The following is a 14,956-nucleotide window of genomic DNA, read 5'->3' as shown; positions in this document are numbered from 1 at the left end:
GAGCCCGGGGAAGGGAGACATCCGCTTCATGCCTGATGTTAATGTATGGATGGCTTTTGTAGCAGGTTTGGTCTCATTTATATCACCATGTTGTCTTCCGTTGTACCCATCATACCTCTCCTACATTACAGGTATGACGGTGCAACAATTGAAGGATGACCGCAATCAGCGAGAAGTCCGTTTTAAGACGATGACGCACACGCTGGCGTTTATTTTAGGCTTCTCGGCTGTATTTTATTCGCTTGGCCTGGGTGCTGGACTGTTTGGCCAATTTTTCAATGATAACCGAGAACTGATTCGGCAATTGTCTGCGATTTTAATTATGCTTATGGGATTATTTTTGCTTGGTGTGTTCAAGCCACAGTTTCTGATGAAGGAACGCAAGCTGGATATGAAATGGAAACCAGCAGGCTATCTGGGCTCTTTTATATTTGGCATCGGTTTCTCAGCAGGCTGGTCGCCGTGTATTGGTCCCATTCTGGCAACAATCATTGCTATGGCTGCAAGTGAGCCCACAACCTGGCTGGCGTTGATTACAGGTTATACGGCAGGGTTTGCCATACCGTTTTTCATTTTGGCCTTTTTCATCGGTTCGACACGCTGGATCTTACGGTATTCCAATGTCATGATGAAAGTCGGGGGAGCATTAATGTTGTTTCTTGGCATATTGCTTTTTACAGATCAGATGACGAAGATTACGATCTGGTTGCAGCAGATTACACCAGACTGGATGATCATTTAAACGGATGAACTGAATTTGAATTTAAAAATGCACGACAAAGCAGGCTACATGTTACCAGAGTCAATCTGGGTCATGTAACCTGCTTTTTAATCGTTTGTTAGGAATGTTTTTAACTGCATATGATTTTGGGCAATCCTGTTGTTCGTTTAGGTGAAGTAATCAATATTGGCTAGTGGGAAATGTTCAAAGATCCGTTCCGTAATGAATTCGCGCAGCGCATCTTGCTGGTCATCCTTATACACATACTTGTACTGACCCCAGCGGCCCCATTTCATCTTACGTTTCTCAATATCCATCTCCAACTTGGTTTTAGGATAACGTTTCTCGATGGTTGCTTTGGCCGTTTTGGTAAAACGGTGCTGGATCATCTCAAAGGTAAGATCCTTGGTTGCTTCTTCTGGAAGCGTATCTGCCAGCTTCTGCAAAAGATCCGAGTATCCTTCTTCCCAGCCTTCATACCACATGATCGGAGCGATAATGAAGCCCAGGGGGTAACCGGCGTGTGCAATTTTACCAGCAGCTTCAATGCGTTCCTCAAATCTGGAGGTAGCCGGTTCAAAGTTTTTGATGACATAATCCGAATTGACACTAAACCGGATACGGGTGTGGCCGTTATGTTTAAGGTTCAGCAACGGATCAACGTGATGATATTTGGTTACGAAGCGCAAGCGCCCATATTCTTCTTCCGCCATAAAACGGATCAAGTCACTTAAATTCTCCGTGATATGCTCGAGTCCTACGGGATCAGACGTACAGGCAGCTTCAAACCGTGTGATTTCTGGCGCGCGTTCTTCAATGTATCCTTTTGCAGCCTGAATGATCTCCTCGGTATTAACATAGACACGGACATAAGGTTTCGCACCAAGAGTAGTTTGAAGATAACAATAATGGCAGTGCCCCATACAGCCAGTAGAGATGGGAATGGCATATTCCGCTGAAGGTTTCGACTGGTCGAACTTAAGTGTTTTGCGCACACCAACGACAAGAGTACGCTTTGCCATCCGATATTTTTCTTGTTCGGTTTCACCCGGCAAGTTTGTGATTCGGTTATGGGATGTGGTCATCTGATAAGGTATGTTTTTGGATGTGACCCATTCCATAATCCGTTTGCCTTTATCATATTCCAACGCACCGGGTTCAAAATACACCAAATCGGGAATAAAGGGTTTAGTGCCTTTTGCTTTACGAACTGGCGGTGAGGCTACACTTGTACTCACGAAATCACTCCTTTCGATGCGGAACTTTGTTTAGTTTGCCTCGTATGGGGAGAAGTCACGCCTGCCAATTACTTGTGTAACAGCGCGCTCCGAACTGTGCAGGACTTGCCAATGCGTATTGATAACATGTATCATTATAAGATAGGGACCAGGCACGAATAGGGGCCGGTCAGAGAGAAAAGAGGGAAGCAGATGCCAACGCCCAGTATGGAAGATTATTTGGAGCGTATATACAAATTAATTGATGAAAAGGGCTATGCTCGTGTGTCTGATATAGCTGAAGGACTGGAAGTACATCCTTCATCGGTGACGAAGATGATCCAAAAGCTGGACAAAGACGAGTACCTGATCTATGAAAAGTACCGCGGACTGGTGCTTACGCCAAAAGGCAAAAAGATGGGCAAACGTTTGATGGAGCGCCATCATCTGCTTGAACAATTTTTGACAACGATTGGTGTTCAGGAACAAAATATCTACAATGATGTTGAAGGCATTGAACATCATCTGAGCTGGGACTCCATTACATGCATTGAGTCCTTGGTTGAATACTTCCGTCAGGATGAGAGCCGGTTGCGTGACCTCAAAAACCTTCAGGACGTCATGAGTAATACGGAGTCTTAAGTTTCAGCAGTGGAATACACATGGTGATATACAATGAATCGTATCCCGTGATCAAAGGATGCTTCTTGCCGTTTCAATGGCAGGAAGCATTTTTTTGTTTGTATTCACACCATAATTTGGTGATTTTCGCAACTAAACGAACGGTAGGAGCGTCTATTAAACTAGTAGAATTTACCGCAAATTTATAATGATTTTGGAGGACTGCACTAATGAACGTTCGTAAAGGATTGATGCTGCTGCTCATTTTTGTACTTGGATTACAGACAGCAGGCATGACGGCACAAGCGGCCGGGCAGAAGGAAATCGCTATTTTTCTAGACAGCAACCGTTTGGAATCGGATGTATCACCCTACATCTTGCCCAAAGTAAATGTAACGATGGTGCCTCTGCGTGTTATTAGCGAAGGACTGGGTGCGTCTGTTCTATGGTCTCAAGCTACTCGTACCGTGACCATTAAGAAATCCGATTCGGTCATCTCTATGACGAGCGGACGCCAGCAGGCGACGGTGGATAACGCTGTAGTTGGTCTGGATGCATCGGTCGAATTGAAACAGGGTCGGGTCATGGTACCCATTCGATTCGTCAGTGAGAACCTGGGCATTCGAGTGAACTGGAATCAGGCTGCCCAGACCATTGATCTGTACACAGGAGACGAATCAGTCCCAACTCCTGAACCAACTCCGGTAACCCCAGCGGAGCCTGAAGGCACGGGCACTGTACCAGCTTCTGAAGAGATGCGGGGAGCCTGGATTTCCACTGTGAATGGAGACTGGCCTACATCCGGTGCCAAGGGAAATGTGGAGAAGCAAAAACAGGAGTACACGAAACAGCTCGATACGTTGCAAGGTATGGGCATTAATGCCGTATTCGTTCAAGTGAGAGCCAACGGGGATGCCATCTATCCTTCAGGTCTGGTACCTTGGAACAGCGTATTGACAGGAACACAAGGTAAAGATCCAGGTTATGATCCCCTCGCGTTTATGGTTGAGGAAGCACATAAACGAGGCTTGGAGTTCCACGCTTGGTTTAATCCGTTTAGAGCAACGAACTCAGCGAGTACATCGAACTTGGCTGCAAACCACATCTCGAAGCTTCATCCCGACTGGATTGTGAATGCATCCGGCAAATTGTACATTAACCCGGGCATCCCGGAAGCCAGACAGCATATTATCGATACGATCATGGAAGTGGTCAATCAGTATGATATTGATGGCGTACATCTGGATGATTATTTTTATCCGTCCAATGTGACTTTTAATGATGATGCAGCCTTCAAAACCTATAACACATTGAATACCAAAGACCGTGCTGAATGGCGTCGGGACAATATCAATCAGTTCGTTAAGCAGCTCGGGCAGAGTATTCACAGCGTGAAAGCTAACGTTGAATATGGAATTAGTCCATTTGGTGTATGGCGTAACAAATCTGTTGATCTGACAGGTTCTGATACCAAAGCAGGAGTAACCGCGTATGACAGCATGAATGCAGATGTGCGGACATGGATTAAACAAGAGTGGATCGACTATGTCGCTCCGCAGGTGTATTGGAGTATGACACTGAGTGTAGCCCGATACGACAAAGTCGTGGACTGGTGGGCGAATGAAGTGGCTAACACAAATGTAAAATTGTATATCGGCCACTCACCTTATAAGTTAGGTACGCCAGAGATTGGCTGGCAGACATCACAGGAGATCATCGATCAGCTGAACTACAACAAGAAGTATTCTTCAGTAAAAGGGGATATATTCTTTAGTTCACAATACCTGACGAAGAATCCTCTCGGCTTGATTGCCAAATTAAAAGCCTACTATGGTCTATAAAACATTTTAACAATACAGTGATAAGACAAACCCTTGTTCTCATAGAGTGGCAGTAGAAATGTGGCTGCCTGGAGAACGGGGGTTTTGTTGTGTTAATTAACGCGGTGTTTGAAGGTGGAGGCGTGAAGGGAATCTCACTTGCGGGAGCTGTGCAGGGTGCTCAAGACTGCGGCATTCAGTTTAATCGAGTGGCAGGCACATCATCCGGTTCCATTGTAGCTGCTCTGCTAGCGGCCGGTTACAGGGCCGAGGAGATGAAAGTCATTATTGAGAATACCCCCTTTGTTTCATTGCTGCGTCGTTCCCCCATATTTAATACCCGATGGATCGGACCGGCAGCAAGGCTGTTCTTGAAGAAAGGTTTGTATTCGGGGGAGGCGCTGGAATCATGGATTCGCAAGATGCTGGAGCAGAAAGGGATTCGCACATTCGCTGACTTGCCGCAAGGCAAGTTGCTTATTACGGCGTCCGATATATCCAATGGGACCATTCTGGTGCTGCCGGACGATATTCGGCGGTTCGGCATTGATCCTGCCAAGCTGGATGTTGCAAAAGCGGTGCGTATGAGTTGCAGTATCCCGTATTTTTTCGATCCGGTAGTCATACGCAAATCGCCGGTATTCTCCAAAGGTTTACCTTTTCAAGATCAGTTCGTTTATGTCGTGGATGGTGGATTGCTTAGCAATTTTCCGTTGTGGCTCTTCGATGGTGATCGCTCGGAACGAGGAGGAGACGTTATTCCGGTTGTTGGATTCAAAATGGTGGGGAAGACGGAAGTAGAACCCGCCCGGATTAAAGGACCGCTAAGCATGCTTCAGGCCCTTGTGGAGACGATGCTCACAGCACATGATGAACGCTACATCGAACAGATTAACCGGTTTCGGACAGTGAAGATCCCAACGCTTGGCATTAAACCGACGCAATTTCATTTATCGTTACAGGACAGCACAGCCTTATATCGATCAGGCGCTACCGCAGGGAGCGAATTTTTCAACGGATGGAATATGAAAATGTATGATGAACAGCTGGATAAACAAAGAAAAGAATTGCGCAAGAAACAGGCAGAAGCTCACCTCTGATCCCTGTATAAACGTGAAAAAAGCAATTCTCCGGAAGTTGGGAGAACTGCTTTTTTGGTTGTTCAGTAGCTTTTAGTGAAATTTCGGTATATCTTCATCGCTTTTACCTTTTTGTCCTTGAATCACTTGGAAAGGATAATCCTTACGTTTCTTTGAAGAGCCGCTGCTCTTTCTGGCACTGGACTGTGCATTAACTTTTGCCATGGTTCGTGCCGATGGTTTAATCTTCGGTGATTTGGTTTTGCTTGCCCAGCGACGAGGCGGATATTTGTACAGCAGGAATACGGCTCCGAACACGACCAGAGGAATAATGATCCTGGATGGACTAGCGTTCCCCAGCCAAGTCAAGACTCCAACAGCAGCTAGTGCGATGAACGTCCAAAATAAGATTGCCTGCTTGTTCATATCATTCACCCTTTCACAGGATCGAGTGTTGCAACAGGTACTTCTGACATAGCAGAGACATTGGCAAGCTTGGCATCCAACTCACGCATACGGTTAAACGAAGCAATGGAGACTTCTACCTGTTCGTTGGTCGGTTCTTTTGTTGTCAGCAATTGCAGCCACAATCCCGGGTATCCGAGATAACGCAGTACAGGAATATCACGTACCGAATTCGTGAGCTTTAACAGTTCAAAAGAAATGCCTAGCACAACTGGCAATAACAACAGACGCTGACCCATCCGTTCCCAGAGGTTATCGTACGTGAATAGGGAGTATAGAAACACTCCAATAATAACAGTCAACATAATGAAACTGCTTCCGCAGCGGTAGTGCAGTCGGCTGTACTTTTGCACGTTCTCCGGTGTCAGTTCTTCACCAGCTTCATGTGCGCTGATTACTTTGTGTTCCGCTCCATGATACTGGAAGAGACGTTTAATCATCGGCGTCTGTGAGATTAACCACAGATAAGCGAGTAACAGGATCAGCTTAATGCCGCCTTCCAGTAAATTATGCAAAAACTGATTGTCGAATGCATTTTTGAATAGAAAATTCTCGATAACAACAGGAAGCAAAGTGAGCACCACTTTACCAAAGAGGAATGAAAGAATGGCTACGGCGGTCACACCAATAATCATGCTAAGGCTCCAGCCCGAACCTTCTTTCTCTTTTTGCTTGGCTTTCTCTTCCGGTTCCAGTTCATCATCAGCATAAGCGTCAGCAGAATAATTAAGATGTCTGCTACCTTTAACACTTGAATCTATAATGCTGACAATTCCGCGTAATAAAGGAATCCGCCGCAATTTCGTGACCCAGGACTTGTCTTGCTTGGGAACTTCCAGATACGTAATTTCGCCGTCTTTTCTACGAACAGCTGTAACGTTGACATGTTTCCCACCGAACATTACGCCTTCAATGACAGCTTGCCCCCCATAGCTGACAGGCTTGGATTGTTGAGGCAAATTATTCACCTTCCTATTCTGTTCTAAGCCTTCGCGATCAAAGGCAGTTTAATAACCCTATTGTATCGAATTTTAAGCGCAATTTCTAGTTTGTGAGTCAATCCTTGAAGGATGTTGTTAAGATTGCCCTGTTTTGAACATACTACCTCGTAGAATCAGGCAGAAAATTCGAGGCATAGTACGGGATTATCAACTGAATGAAGGAGAATATCGATGACAGAGCGTACGCATGAAGATACATCGCGAGATGAAGGCCAACGTCCGAAAGAACGGCAGCAAAAAGACAGGGGCAGGCGCCCTACCCAGAGGCAAGGTCAAGCTCACTACTACACGAAGCCATTTTCCTTTGCGTTAGAGCTTGGCTTCTTTGCCGGTTTTATCTGGGGCGGGCTGCATTGGCTATTCTATCTGCTGCATTTTACGATTGTACCTGTCGGATTTCTGGCCGAGCCTTTTTTCAAACATGAATATATATATACCGCAGCTGGACATTTGACAGGCTGGTTGTTTTTTATCGTTTTTTCCATATTGGCTTCCTTGCTCTACACGTTCACGATTAGAAAATTAAAAGGACCGGTACCCGGCATGGTGTATGGAATTGTCTGGTGGCTGATTCTCTTTATACTGGTAGGACCGAAACTCGGGATGATGAAACCTTTGAACGGTTTAACGTGGGATTCGATCATCACGGAACTCTGTTTCTTTTTGCTATGGGGGCTGTTCATTGGTTACACGGTAGCCATGGAGTACACGGATGAACGTAAACGCGAGCCGGAGCAAGCGGGGGCATAGCGCAAAAAAGCTTCTCAATCCGGCAATGGCTGTGTTAAAATAGCAGATGGTTATTTGCAGAGAGGGTGGAGCAGCGATGAAACGAATTATTGTGATCAATGGTCCGAACCTGAACATGCTTGGTGTACGTGAACCGGGCATCTATGGAACGCTTAGTCTGAAGGATATTGAGGACAAAATTCGCAGACAGGCTGATGAAATTGGCGTCTCCATCGCTTTTTATCAATCGAACCATGAAGGGGACATCATTGACCGCATTCATGCAGCGATGGGTGAGGTAGACGGAATAATACTGAATGCCGGAGCATTTACCCATTATAGCTATGCTATACGTGATGCAATCAATGCTGTAAAAGTCCCTACGGTGGAAGTACATCTATCCAACATTCATGCACGCGAAGCGTTCAGACATCATTCAGTGATTGCAGCGGAAACAATCGGGCAGATTGCCGGATTTGGTGAAGTAAGCTATGAACTGGGATTGCTGGCTCTTGTGCGTCATCTGGACAAACAAACCTGAGCCGGGAACCCGGGAATGTGAGAGAAAGAAGGGTTACCGATGGAAAACAAACGAGTAAATAAGTTGCGTGAAGCCATGCGTGAGCGTGAACTCACAGCAATGCTGATTACAAACCCGATTAACCGTCGTTATATGACGGGTTTTACAGGCTCTGCGGGATATGTGCTGATTACGGAACAGGACGCATATCTGCTGACTGATTTCCGTTATATGTCTCAAGCGCCTCAGCAAGCCAAAGGCTTTACCGTTGTTGAGCATGAAGCTAAGCCGATGGATACTGTGCGCGAACTACTGGCATCCGCAAATATCAAAGCAGTTGGCTTCGAGCAGGATAGTGTTACTTTTGGCACGCACTCCGCTTATGCTGAAGCACTGCAGTCTATTGAACTGAAAGCTGTATCCGGGATTGTGGAACAACTTCGTATGTTCAAGGATGAAGACGAGATCGCGGTTATGCAGAGAGCAGCAGATCTGGCGGATGCTACGTTCAGCCACGTTTTGCAGTTTGCAAAACCAGGTATGACGGAGCGTGAAGTGGATCTGGAGATGGAGTTTTTCATGCGCAAGCATGGAGCAACGTCCTCTTCGTTTGACACCATTGTAGCATCGGGTGAACGTTCTGCTATGCCTCACGGTGTAGCGAGCAGCAAGGTCATCGGACAGAATGAGTTAATTACATTTGACTTTGGTGCACTTTTGGACGGATACTGTTCAGATCTGACACGTACCATTGCAACAGGCACACCAGTACCTGAACTGCGCAAAATTTATGACATTGTACTGGAAGCTCAGTTACATACGCTGGAGAACCTGAAACCGGGCATGACCGGACGGGAAGCAGATGCATTGGCTCGTGATATCATTGCAGGTCACGGATATGGAGATCAATTCGGACACAGCACAGGCCACGGTCTGGGTATGGAAGTTCACGAAGCTCCTCGCTTGTCCAAGCTTAGCGACGATATATTGAAACCGGGTATGGTTGTTACCGTTGAACCGGGTATATATATTGATGGGCTTGGCGGCGTGCGTATCGAGGATGACGTAGTGATTACCGAGACGGGTATTCATATTCTCACGAAGTCGGACAAGAAGTTCACCGTAATCGGCTAAATTACAGCCACAGGGATATAAGACGATTTTTAATATAAAGGTACAGGTTATTGCTGATTGTTATGGACCATTGCAAAAGTAGTGAAGGGAGCGGAATCGATTCTGAAGAAGCGAAGCGCTCGCCTTTGTCTCCTCATTTTAAACCTTATTAAAATCTAGTCGGGAAAATGAGGAGACAACAGCGATCGGAGGAACGATCCGAACCCGTAACGGTCACATCGCACATGGTCATCAATTCAGAATAAACCCACCATTACATTAACCTATCGTCTTATATCACCTACTTTTTAACCATATCAGGAGGGATTTTTTGTGATTTCAGTAAACGATTTTAAAACAGGCTTGACCGTGCAAGTAGATAACGATATCTATACCGTGCTTGATTTCCAACACGTTAAACCAGGTAAAGGCGCTGCCTTCGTACGTTCCAAATTGAAAAACCTGCGTAACGGAAACACCGTTGAAAAAACATTCCGTGCAGGCGAAACGATTGGTCGTGCCATCATCGAAAATCGTGGCGTATCCTACCTGTATGCAAGCGGTACAGAGCACACGTTCATGGATAACGAAACATATGATCAGTTCACATTGACTAGTGATCAACTGGAATGGGAATTGAACTTCCTGAAAGAAAACATGGTCGTTAAGATTGTTAGCTACCAAGGTGAAATCCTCGGAATCGACTTGCCAACAAGCGTTGAGTTGAAAGTCATCGAGACTGAGCCAAGCGTTAAAGGTAACACTGCACAAGGCGCTACCAAAAATGCAAAAGTGGAAACAGGTTTGAACGTACAGGTTCCTTTGTTCATTAACGAAGGTGACGTTCTCCTGATTGACACACGTGAAGGTAAATACTCTTCCCGGGCGTAACTTTCACAAGCTGTAAGCTAATAAACGGTATTAACAACCCTCTGCCATTCCTTTGGCAGAGGGTTTTTTCGAAAAAAGATTAGCCTATCAGGCGCTTTCGTAATATACTGGGTTAAAGTCATTTCTCGTAGAGAATAATGACGATGGACATTAATTATGCATACTGCACAAGGTAGGGAGTGGATTTGCGTTGTCATTGTACGTCATGAAATTTGGGGGCAGCTCGGTCGGAGATACAGAACGCATGAAGCGTGTAGCCGGACGTGTTGTAGAAAAAGCTGATGAAGGACATCGGTGTGTAGTTGTGGTTTCGGCCATGGGGGATACAACAGATGATTTGATTGATCAGGCAAAACAACTGAATAGTGATCTGCCTGCTCGTGAGATGGATATGCTCTTAACGACAGGAGAACAGATTTCGATCTCCTTATTATCGATGGCTATTCAAGCGCTTGGACGTAAGGCAGTATCGTTTACGGGCTGGCAAGCGGGATTCCGCACAGAGCCGGTTCACGGAAAAGCACGTATTCATGATATTCAACCTGACCGTGTGAATGCAGCACTTGCCGAGGGCAACATTGTTATTGTTGCAGGCTTCCAGGGCATGACGGAAGACGGCGAGATCACAACGCTGGGTCGTGGTGGTTCGGATACAACAGCTGTAGCGCTGGCGGCAGCCATTAAGGCTGATGCGTGTGAGATCTATACGGATGTAGACGGAATCTATTCTACGGACCCGCGGATCGTTAAGGTTGCGCGCAAGCTGAAGGAAATATCCTATGACGAAATGCTGGAACTTGCTAATTTGGGAGCAGCGGTGCTGCATCCGCGTGCAGTAGAGTACGCGAAGCATTCCGGTGTACCTTTAATTGTAAGATCCAGCTTTAACCATAATGAAGGAACGGTTGTGAAGGAGGAAGCAGCAATGGAACAAGGCGTAGTGGTTAGTGGTATTGCCTATGACAAAAATGTGGCTCGCATCAGTATTCTGGGTGTGCCGGATGTACCAGGAGTTCTGGCCGAAGTATTTGGTGCGCTTGCATCCAATCAGCTGGATGTGGACATTATCGTTCAGAGCGGTGTGATGGATGGCAAAGCGGACTTCTCTTTCTCTGTGGCGCTGTCTGATCGTGAGAACGCATTACGTGTCATTGAAGGCCTTCATAGCCGTTTGCCTTACCGTGAAGTCACATCAGAGGAGAACCTCGTTAAAATCTCCATTGTTGGCGCAGGCATGGTCAGTCATCCTGGTGTAGCTGCGAAGATGTTCAAAGTCATTTCCGCTGAAGGCGTGAGTATCAAGATGGTGAGCACTTCCGAGATCAAAGTATCTTGTGTTATTGACGGAGATAAGCTGCATGACGTCATTAAGGCATTGCATACAGCATATGATCTCGACACTGCGGAGCAAGCCGTTATCGGTGGACCTCAAGATCGCAGATAAGTATTTGCTATGTATGTAAATTAGCAAAGGTGTACTGTTGCCAACGGGCAGCAGTACACCTTTTTTTTGTTTTTCTCATGGCAATTCTCACATCAACTTGAACATCTTTCCGCCGCGTATGCCTCTATAAGGTTGCATGAGGTTCCCCTCCCCCATCTCGGGAACACAATCCAGCAAGTTTAATTGAGAACAATATGAAATGTCATGAACTCTGCCTAACTTTTCAAGCCTACGCCCGCTAACAGATCCCTGCACCAGCTCCGGGATCCTCTCTTGACATTGGGATACCGCCTGATGAAGTACTATGCCGAGATCGTTTAGTTGGATGGGAGAACAGGATTGACGGTGCAGTTCGTCGATGATACATCCAGCACACAAGGCGTCCTCCAGTGCAAATTCATCCTGATTCCCCGCACATAACAGCAATACATCTCGTTGAAGTTGGCAGAGAACTGCTGCGACAGCCCTGACATTGAGAAATGATCCAGCTAGTACATGTTTCGCCTTAGAAGCTTTAATCAAGGCTCGGGTTCCATCGGTTGTGGTCAGGATGATCGTTTTATCTGCAATGTCCTCAGTCATATATTCATAGGGGGAGTTACCCACCTCGAATCCGGTGATTTTTTTGTCAAAACGCTCCCCACCTCGAATGCAATCTTTCACTTCCATTTGTTTGGCTTGTGGAACGGTCTCTACGGCAATCACAGCCGAAGCGTCATACGCCAGAGCCGTAACAATTGTACTGGTCGTACACAATACATCAATGACAACTGCACTTCGCCCTGCAATATCAATAGTACGTACTTCATTCACATTGCCAACGACATCAACTCGCACTCCCCACAACTCCTTTCTTTATCTGGGGATCGGTAGTTCTGTTTTGAACCGAAATGGAACTTACCTATCTCCAATTACTATATGCATGCACATCTAGACGGGTGCCTAGAACAGAAGGTGCATCTATGGTTTCAAACTCTCAACCGTATTCTGAAGAATTGATAGATTTCAGCGTCATAAATTAAATGTACAGGCATAAACTTGAGATATGAACAAGCGCCAGAAGTGTGAACCAAATGATCTCAAGGTTGGAGGAGCCTACTCATGAAGGTGAACTGGAGGGAACTTTTTCCGGAACCGATCCGAACCATTCTTGGAAGAATGCCACCCGCTCTATTGGAACAAGTGGAGGAAGTACGTATTCGTGAAGGCAGACCCCTGGAGATTAATGCAGGCAACACATACCACTTCCTGACACCTCAAGGTTGTCCGACCGGGAATCCTGAAGAAGCGTATGTTCCTCAGAAAGAAGTGACGCACAGGTTGCTGGATCTGATCAGTAACCATTCACTTTATACATTGGAAGAGGAACTGCGTAAAGGGTTCATCACCATACCTGGGGGACATCGAATCGGGCTTGCTGGACGAACGGTGCTAAGCGGTGGGCGTGTCGAATACCTGCGTGACATTAACGGGTTTAACGTTCGGGTAGCCCGTGAGGTACATGGAGTGGCTGATCGTATCCTTCCTTATCTTCTCGATATGAAGAGCGGACAGGTCCTGCACACGTTGATCCTATCACCACCACAACAAGGGAAAACGACGTTGCTACGAGATCTGGCGAGACAAATTAGCAGTGGTACAAAGCTTACAGGGGGAACTGAACTGGTTCAGGGAATACGTCCGCGTCTGAAAGTGGGCATTGTGGATGAAAGGTCCGAAATCGCTGGTAGCTACAAAGGAGTACCTGGCTTCGACGTAGGTCCCCGAACAGATGTGATGGACGGTTGTCCGAAGGCTGAGGGCATGATGATGATGCTTCGCTCCATGTCACCCGATGTCCTGATTGTGGACGAGATTGGTCGTCCGGAGGATGCCGAGGCGGTGATGGAAGCCCTGCATGCAGGAGTCTCAGTGATTGCGACTGCGCATGGCCGTGACCTATCAGAGCTGTCGGCCAGACCCGCCCTCAGAACCTTGATTACGGAGCAGATGTTTCAACGTTATGTCCAACTGCAACGGACGAGCCGGGGCATGACCTTTCGGCTGGCTGATGGCAAAATGCGTGGGTTGCAGCAGACCGGGGCAGGAGGTGAAGCCTTTGGTTAACATGTTTGGTGCGGTAATTATTCTGTTAGCCAGCACCCTCGCCGGTTTTTACAAGGCCAGACAGTATGCATTAAGACCGAGACAGTTGCGAGAACTCATTGCAGCCCTCCAGCGATTAATGACGGAGATTAACTATGGGCTCACTCCACTTCCTGATGCCATGGGCAAGATGGGAGCACAGACCAAAGAACCTGTAAAGACGCTGTTCCTTCATGCAGCTTCTCAGATGGAACCTCCTCATGGACTCACTGCCCGGGAAAGTCTGCAGTCAGGCGTAGATCTGGCGTGGGGAAGATCGGCCATGAAGGCTGACGAGAAGGAAGTGATGCTGCAATTAAGCTTCAGCCTTGGCACAAGTGACCGTCAGGATCAGACCAAACATATATCGTTAGCCATTCAACAACTAATGCATGAGGAATCCCGCGCCCAGGCCGATCAAATGAAATATGAACGAATGAGCCGAAGCCTCGGGATGCTTGTCGGAGCGTTAATCGTCATTCTGATCTTCTGAAATAGCCGGGATAGTGAGGTGCCAAGGTCATGAATCTAGAAGTGAACGCAATCTTTCAAATTGCGGGTATCGGAATCATCATTGCCATGATTCACACGGTACTGAAACAAATGGGAAAGGAAGATATGGCTCACTGGGTGACCGTAATCGGATTTGTCGTTGTATTGTTCATGGTGGTCCGTATGCTGGACAGCCTGCTACAAGAGATCAAATCGATATTTCTTTTTCAATGAAAAACGGTCATAAAGCCGGATGGTGGTGACCTGTGGAAATTATTCAAGTTGTAGGTTTGGCGCTCATCGCAACCGTGCTCATTCTGGTCATTAAGGAACAGAAACCGATGTTTGCTTTTCTGATTGCTGCCGCGACTGGCATTGTCATCTTCATGTTGTTGATTGGCAAAATCGGTGCAGTCATCGAAGTGTTGAAGCGACTTGCCGAGAATTCAGGCATGGAAAGCATTTATCTGAAAACAGTGCTGAAAATTATTGGCATAGCGTACATCGCTGAATTTGGCGCGCAGATTGTCAGGGATGCAGGCCAGGAAAGCATTGCGTCCAAGATCGAACTGGCTGGTAAGGTACTGATCCTTGTACTTGCTATACCGATCATCAGCATTATTATCGAAACCGTCATGAAGCTGATGCCGGTGTAGAAAGGGCGTGCGGACTTCATATGAAATCAATGCATCATAAGCCGCAGTGGCGCCTTACGGTTG

The 14,956-nt window shown here is 46.6% G+C and carries 17 protein-coding genes; 13 read left to right on the top strand and 4 right to left on the bottom strand.

Going from position 1 to position 14,956, the window contains the following annotated elements; genetic code table 11:
* Nucleotides 1–28: 28 nt before the first annotated feature.
* Nucleotides 29–742, top strand: coding sequence for a cytochrome c biogenesis CcdA family protein (locus tag MHB43_RS21305; protein WP_127551282.1), 714 nt, complete (start codon nt 29–31; stop codon nt 740–742).
* A 146-nt stretch (nt 743–888) separates the two neighbouring features.
* Here MHB43_RS21305 and splB read toward each other — a convergent pair whose 3' ends face one another.
* Nucleotides 889–1,959, bottom strand: a complete 1,071-nt coding sequence (gene splB, locus MHB43_RS21300) for a spore photoproduct lyase (RefSeq protein WP_076327968.1) — start codon at nt 1,957–1,959, stop codon at nt 889–891.
* A 192-nt stretch (nt 1,960–2,151) separates the two neighbouring features.
* Here splB and mntR point away from each other — a divergent pair, with 192 nt between their 5' ends.
* The 3 genes from mntR to MHB43_RS21285 all read left to right on the top strand — a co-directional run bounded on the left by mntR (nt 2,152) and on the right by MHB43_RS21285 (nt 5,479).
* The gene (mntR, locus tag MHB43_RS21295) at nt 2,152–2,580 is read left to right on the top strand and encodes a transcriptional regulator MntR (protein ID WP_036614415.1); all 429 of its coding nucleotides are present in this window, start codon (nt 2,152–2,154) and stop codon (nt 2,578–2,580) included.
* A gap of 209 nt (nt 2,581–2,789) precedes the next feature.
* Nucleotides 2,790–4,400, top strand: coding sequence for a family 10 glycosylhydrolase (locus tag MHB43_RS21290; RefSeq protein ID WP_339177665.1), 1,611 nt, complete (start codon nt 2,790–2,792; stop codon nt 4,398–4,400).
* An 89-nt stretch (nt 4,401–4,489) separates the two neighbouring features.
* Nucleotides 4,490–5,479 (top strand): patatin-like phospholipase family protein, encoded by a 990-nt coding sequence (locus tag MHB43_RS21285; RefSeq protein WP_405117927.1) that lies wholly within the window; start codon nt 4,490–4,492, stop codon nt 5,477–5,479.
* A gap of 72 nt (nt 5,480–5,551) precedes the next feature.
* On the opposite strand, the gene MHB43_RS21280 is transcribed toward MHB43_RS21285, so the two are convergent.
* Both MHB43_RS21280 and MHB43_RS21275 read right to left on the bottom strand, forming a co-directional pair.
* On the bottom strand, nt 5,552–5,884 hold the full coding sequence (locus MHB43_RS21280; protein WP_036614407.1) for a hypothetical protein: 333 nt from the start codon (nt 5,882–5,884) through the stop codon (nt 5,552–5,554).
* A 5-nt stretch (nt 5,885–5,889) separates the two neighbouring features.
* Entirely contained in the window at nt 5,890–6,882 is a 993-nt protein-coding gene (locus MHB43_RS21275; protein ID WP_017687576.1) for a DUF1385 domain-containing protein, read from the bottom strand.
* Between the two features lie 213 nt (nt 6,883–7,095).
* Between MHB43_RS21275 and MHB43_RS21270 the strand changes: the two genes are divergently transcribed.
* The 5 genes from MHB43_RS21270 to MHB43_RS21250 all read left to right on the top strand — a co-directional run bounded on the left by MHB43_RS21270 (nt 7,096) and on the right by MHB43_RS21250 (nt 11,621).
* Nucleotides 7,096–7,674, top strand: a complete 579-nt coding sequence (locus MHB43_RS21270; RefSeq protein ID WP_339177658.1) for a YqhR family membrane protein — start codon at nt 7,096–7,098, stop codon at nt 7,672–7,674.
* 76 nt (nt 7,675–7,750) lie between these two features.
* Nucleotides 7,751–8,194: a type II 3-dehydroquinate dehydratase gene (gene aroQ, locus MHB43_RS21265; RefSeq protein WP_339177656.1), complete on the top strand. Its 444-nt coding sequence runs from the start codon at nt 7,751–7,753 to the stop codon at nt 8,192–8,194.
* 39 nt (nt 8,195–8,233) lie between these two features.
* Nucleotides 8,234–9,307, top strand: a complete 1,074-nt coding sequence (locus tag MHB43_RS21260) for a Xaa-Pro peptidase family protein (RefSeq protein WP_339177654.1) — start codon at nt 8,234–8,236, stop codon at nt 9,305–9,307.
* 312 nt (nt 9,308–9,619) lie between these two features.
* The gene (efp, locus tag MHB43_RS21255) at nt 9,620–10,177 is read left to right on the top strand and encodes an elongation factor P (RefSeq protein WP_017687580.1); all 558 of its coding nucleotides are present in this window, start codon (nt 9,620–9,622) and stop codon (nt 10,175–10,177) included.
* Nucleotides 10,178–10,367: 190 nt separating this feature from the next.
* Nucleotides 10,368–11,621: an aspartate kinase gene (locus MHB43_RS21250; protein ID WP_047843625.1), complete on the top strand. Its 1,254-nt coding sequence runs from the start codon at nt 10,368–10,370 to the stop codon at nt 11,619–11,621.
* Nucleotides 11,622–11,708: 87 nt separating this feature from the next.
* Here MHB43_RS21250 and MHB43_RS21245 read toward each other — a convergent pair whose 3' ends face one another.
* Nucleotides 11,709–12,458 (bottom strand): 2-phosphosulfolactate phosphatase, encoded by a 750-nt coding sequence (locus MHB43_RS21245; RefSeq protein WP_221822140.1) that lies wholly within the window; start codon nt 12,456–12,458, stop codon nt 11,709–11,711.
* 264 nt (nt 12,459–12,722) lie between these two features.
* Between MHB43_RS21245 and spoIIIAA the strand changes: the two genes are divergently transcribed.
* From spoIIIAA to spoIIIAD, 4 genes are read left to right on the top strand one after another with little or no spacing between them, the layout of a single operon-like run.
* Complete coding sequence (spoIIIAA, locus tag MHB43_RS21240; RefSeq protein WP_036674989.1) at nt 12,723–13,727, top strand: stage III sporulation protein AA; 1,005 nt, start codon at nt 12,723–12,725, stop codon at nt 13,725–13,727.
* Nucleotides 13,720–14,238 (top strand): stage III sporulation protein SpoIIIAB, encoded by a 519-nt coding sequence (gene spoIIIAB, locus MHB43_RS21235; protein ID WP_221822136.1) that lies wholly within the window; start codon nt 13,720–13,722, stop codon nt 14,236–14,238. The genes spoIIIAA and spoIIIAB overlap by 8 nt, the downstream gene beginning before the upstream one ends.
* 29 nt (nt 14,239–14,267) lie before the next feature.
* Nucleotides 14,268–14,471, top strand: a complete 204-nt coding sequence (spoIIIAC, locus tag MHB43_RS21230) for a stage III sporulation protein AC (protein ID WP_017687585.1) — start codon at nt 14,268–14,270, stop codon at nt 14,469–14,471.
* A 32-nt stretch (nt 14,472–14,503) separates the two neighbouring features.
* Nucleotides 14,504–14,893, top strand: a complete 390-nt coding sequence (gene spoIIIAD / locus MHB43_RS21225; protein WP_017687586.1) for a stage III sporulation protein AD — start codon at nt 14,504–14,506, stop codon at nt 14,891–14,893.
* The last annotated feature ends 63 nt before the right edge of the window (nt 14,894–14,956 follow it).

The sequence above is a fragment of the Paenibacillus sp. FSL H8-0317 genome (assembly GCF_045040685.1).
Lineage (GTDB): Bacteria > Bacillota > Bacilli > Paenibacillales > Paenibacillaceae > Paenibacillus.
This window is presented reverse-complemented; position numbering and strand designations above follow the sequence as displayed.

What these genes read in the sequence shown, in the direction of transcription:
- spoIIIAC (WP_017687585.1), top strand. Translation starts at nt 14,268, where the DNA reads ATGAATCTAGAAGTGAACGCAATCTTTCAAATTGCGGGTATCGGAATC.
- aroQ (WP_339177656.1), top strand. Translation starts at nt 7,751, where the DNA reads ATGAAACGAATTATTGTGATCAATGGTCCGAACCTGAACATGCTTGGT.
- spoIIIAA (WP_036674989.1), top strand. Translation starts at nt 12,723, where the DNA reads ATGAAGGTGAACTGGAGGGAACTTTTTCCGGAACCGATCCGAACCATT.
- MHB43_RS21305 (WP_127551282.1), top strand. Translation starts at nt 29, where the DNA reads ATGCCTGATGTTAATGTATGGATGGCTTTTGTAGCAGGTTTGGTCTCA.
- MHB43_RS21270 (WP_339177658.1), top strand. Translation starts at nt 7,096, where the DNA reads ATGACAGAGCGTACGCATGAAGATACATCGCGAGATGAAGGCCAACGT.
- MHB43_RS21260 (WP_339177654.1), top strand. Translation starts at nt 8,234, where the DNA reads ATGGAAAACAAACGAGTAAATAAGTTGCGTGAAGCCATGCGTGAGCGT.
- MHB43_RS21280 (WP_036614407.1), bottom strand. Translation starts at nt 5,884, where the DNA reads ATGAACAAGCAGGCAATCTTATTTTGGACGTTCATCGCACTAGCTGCT.
- MHB43_RS21290 (WP_339177665.1), top strand. Translation starts at nt 2,790, where the DNA reads ATGAACGTTCGTAAAGGATTGATGCTGCTGCTCATTTTTGTACTTGGA.
- mntR (WP_036614415.1), top strand. Translation starts at nt 2,152, where the DNA reads ATGCCAACGCCCAGTATGGAAGATTATTTGGAGCGTATATACAAATTA.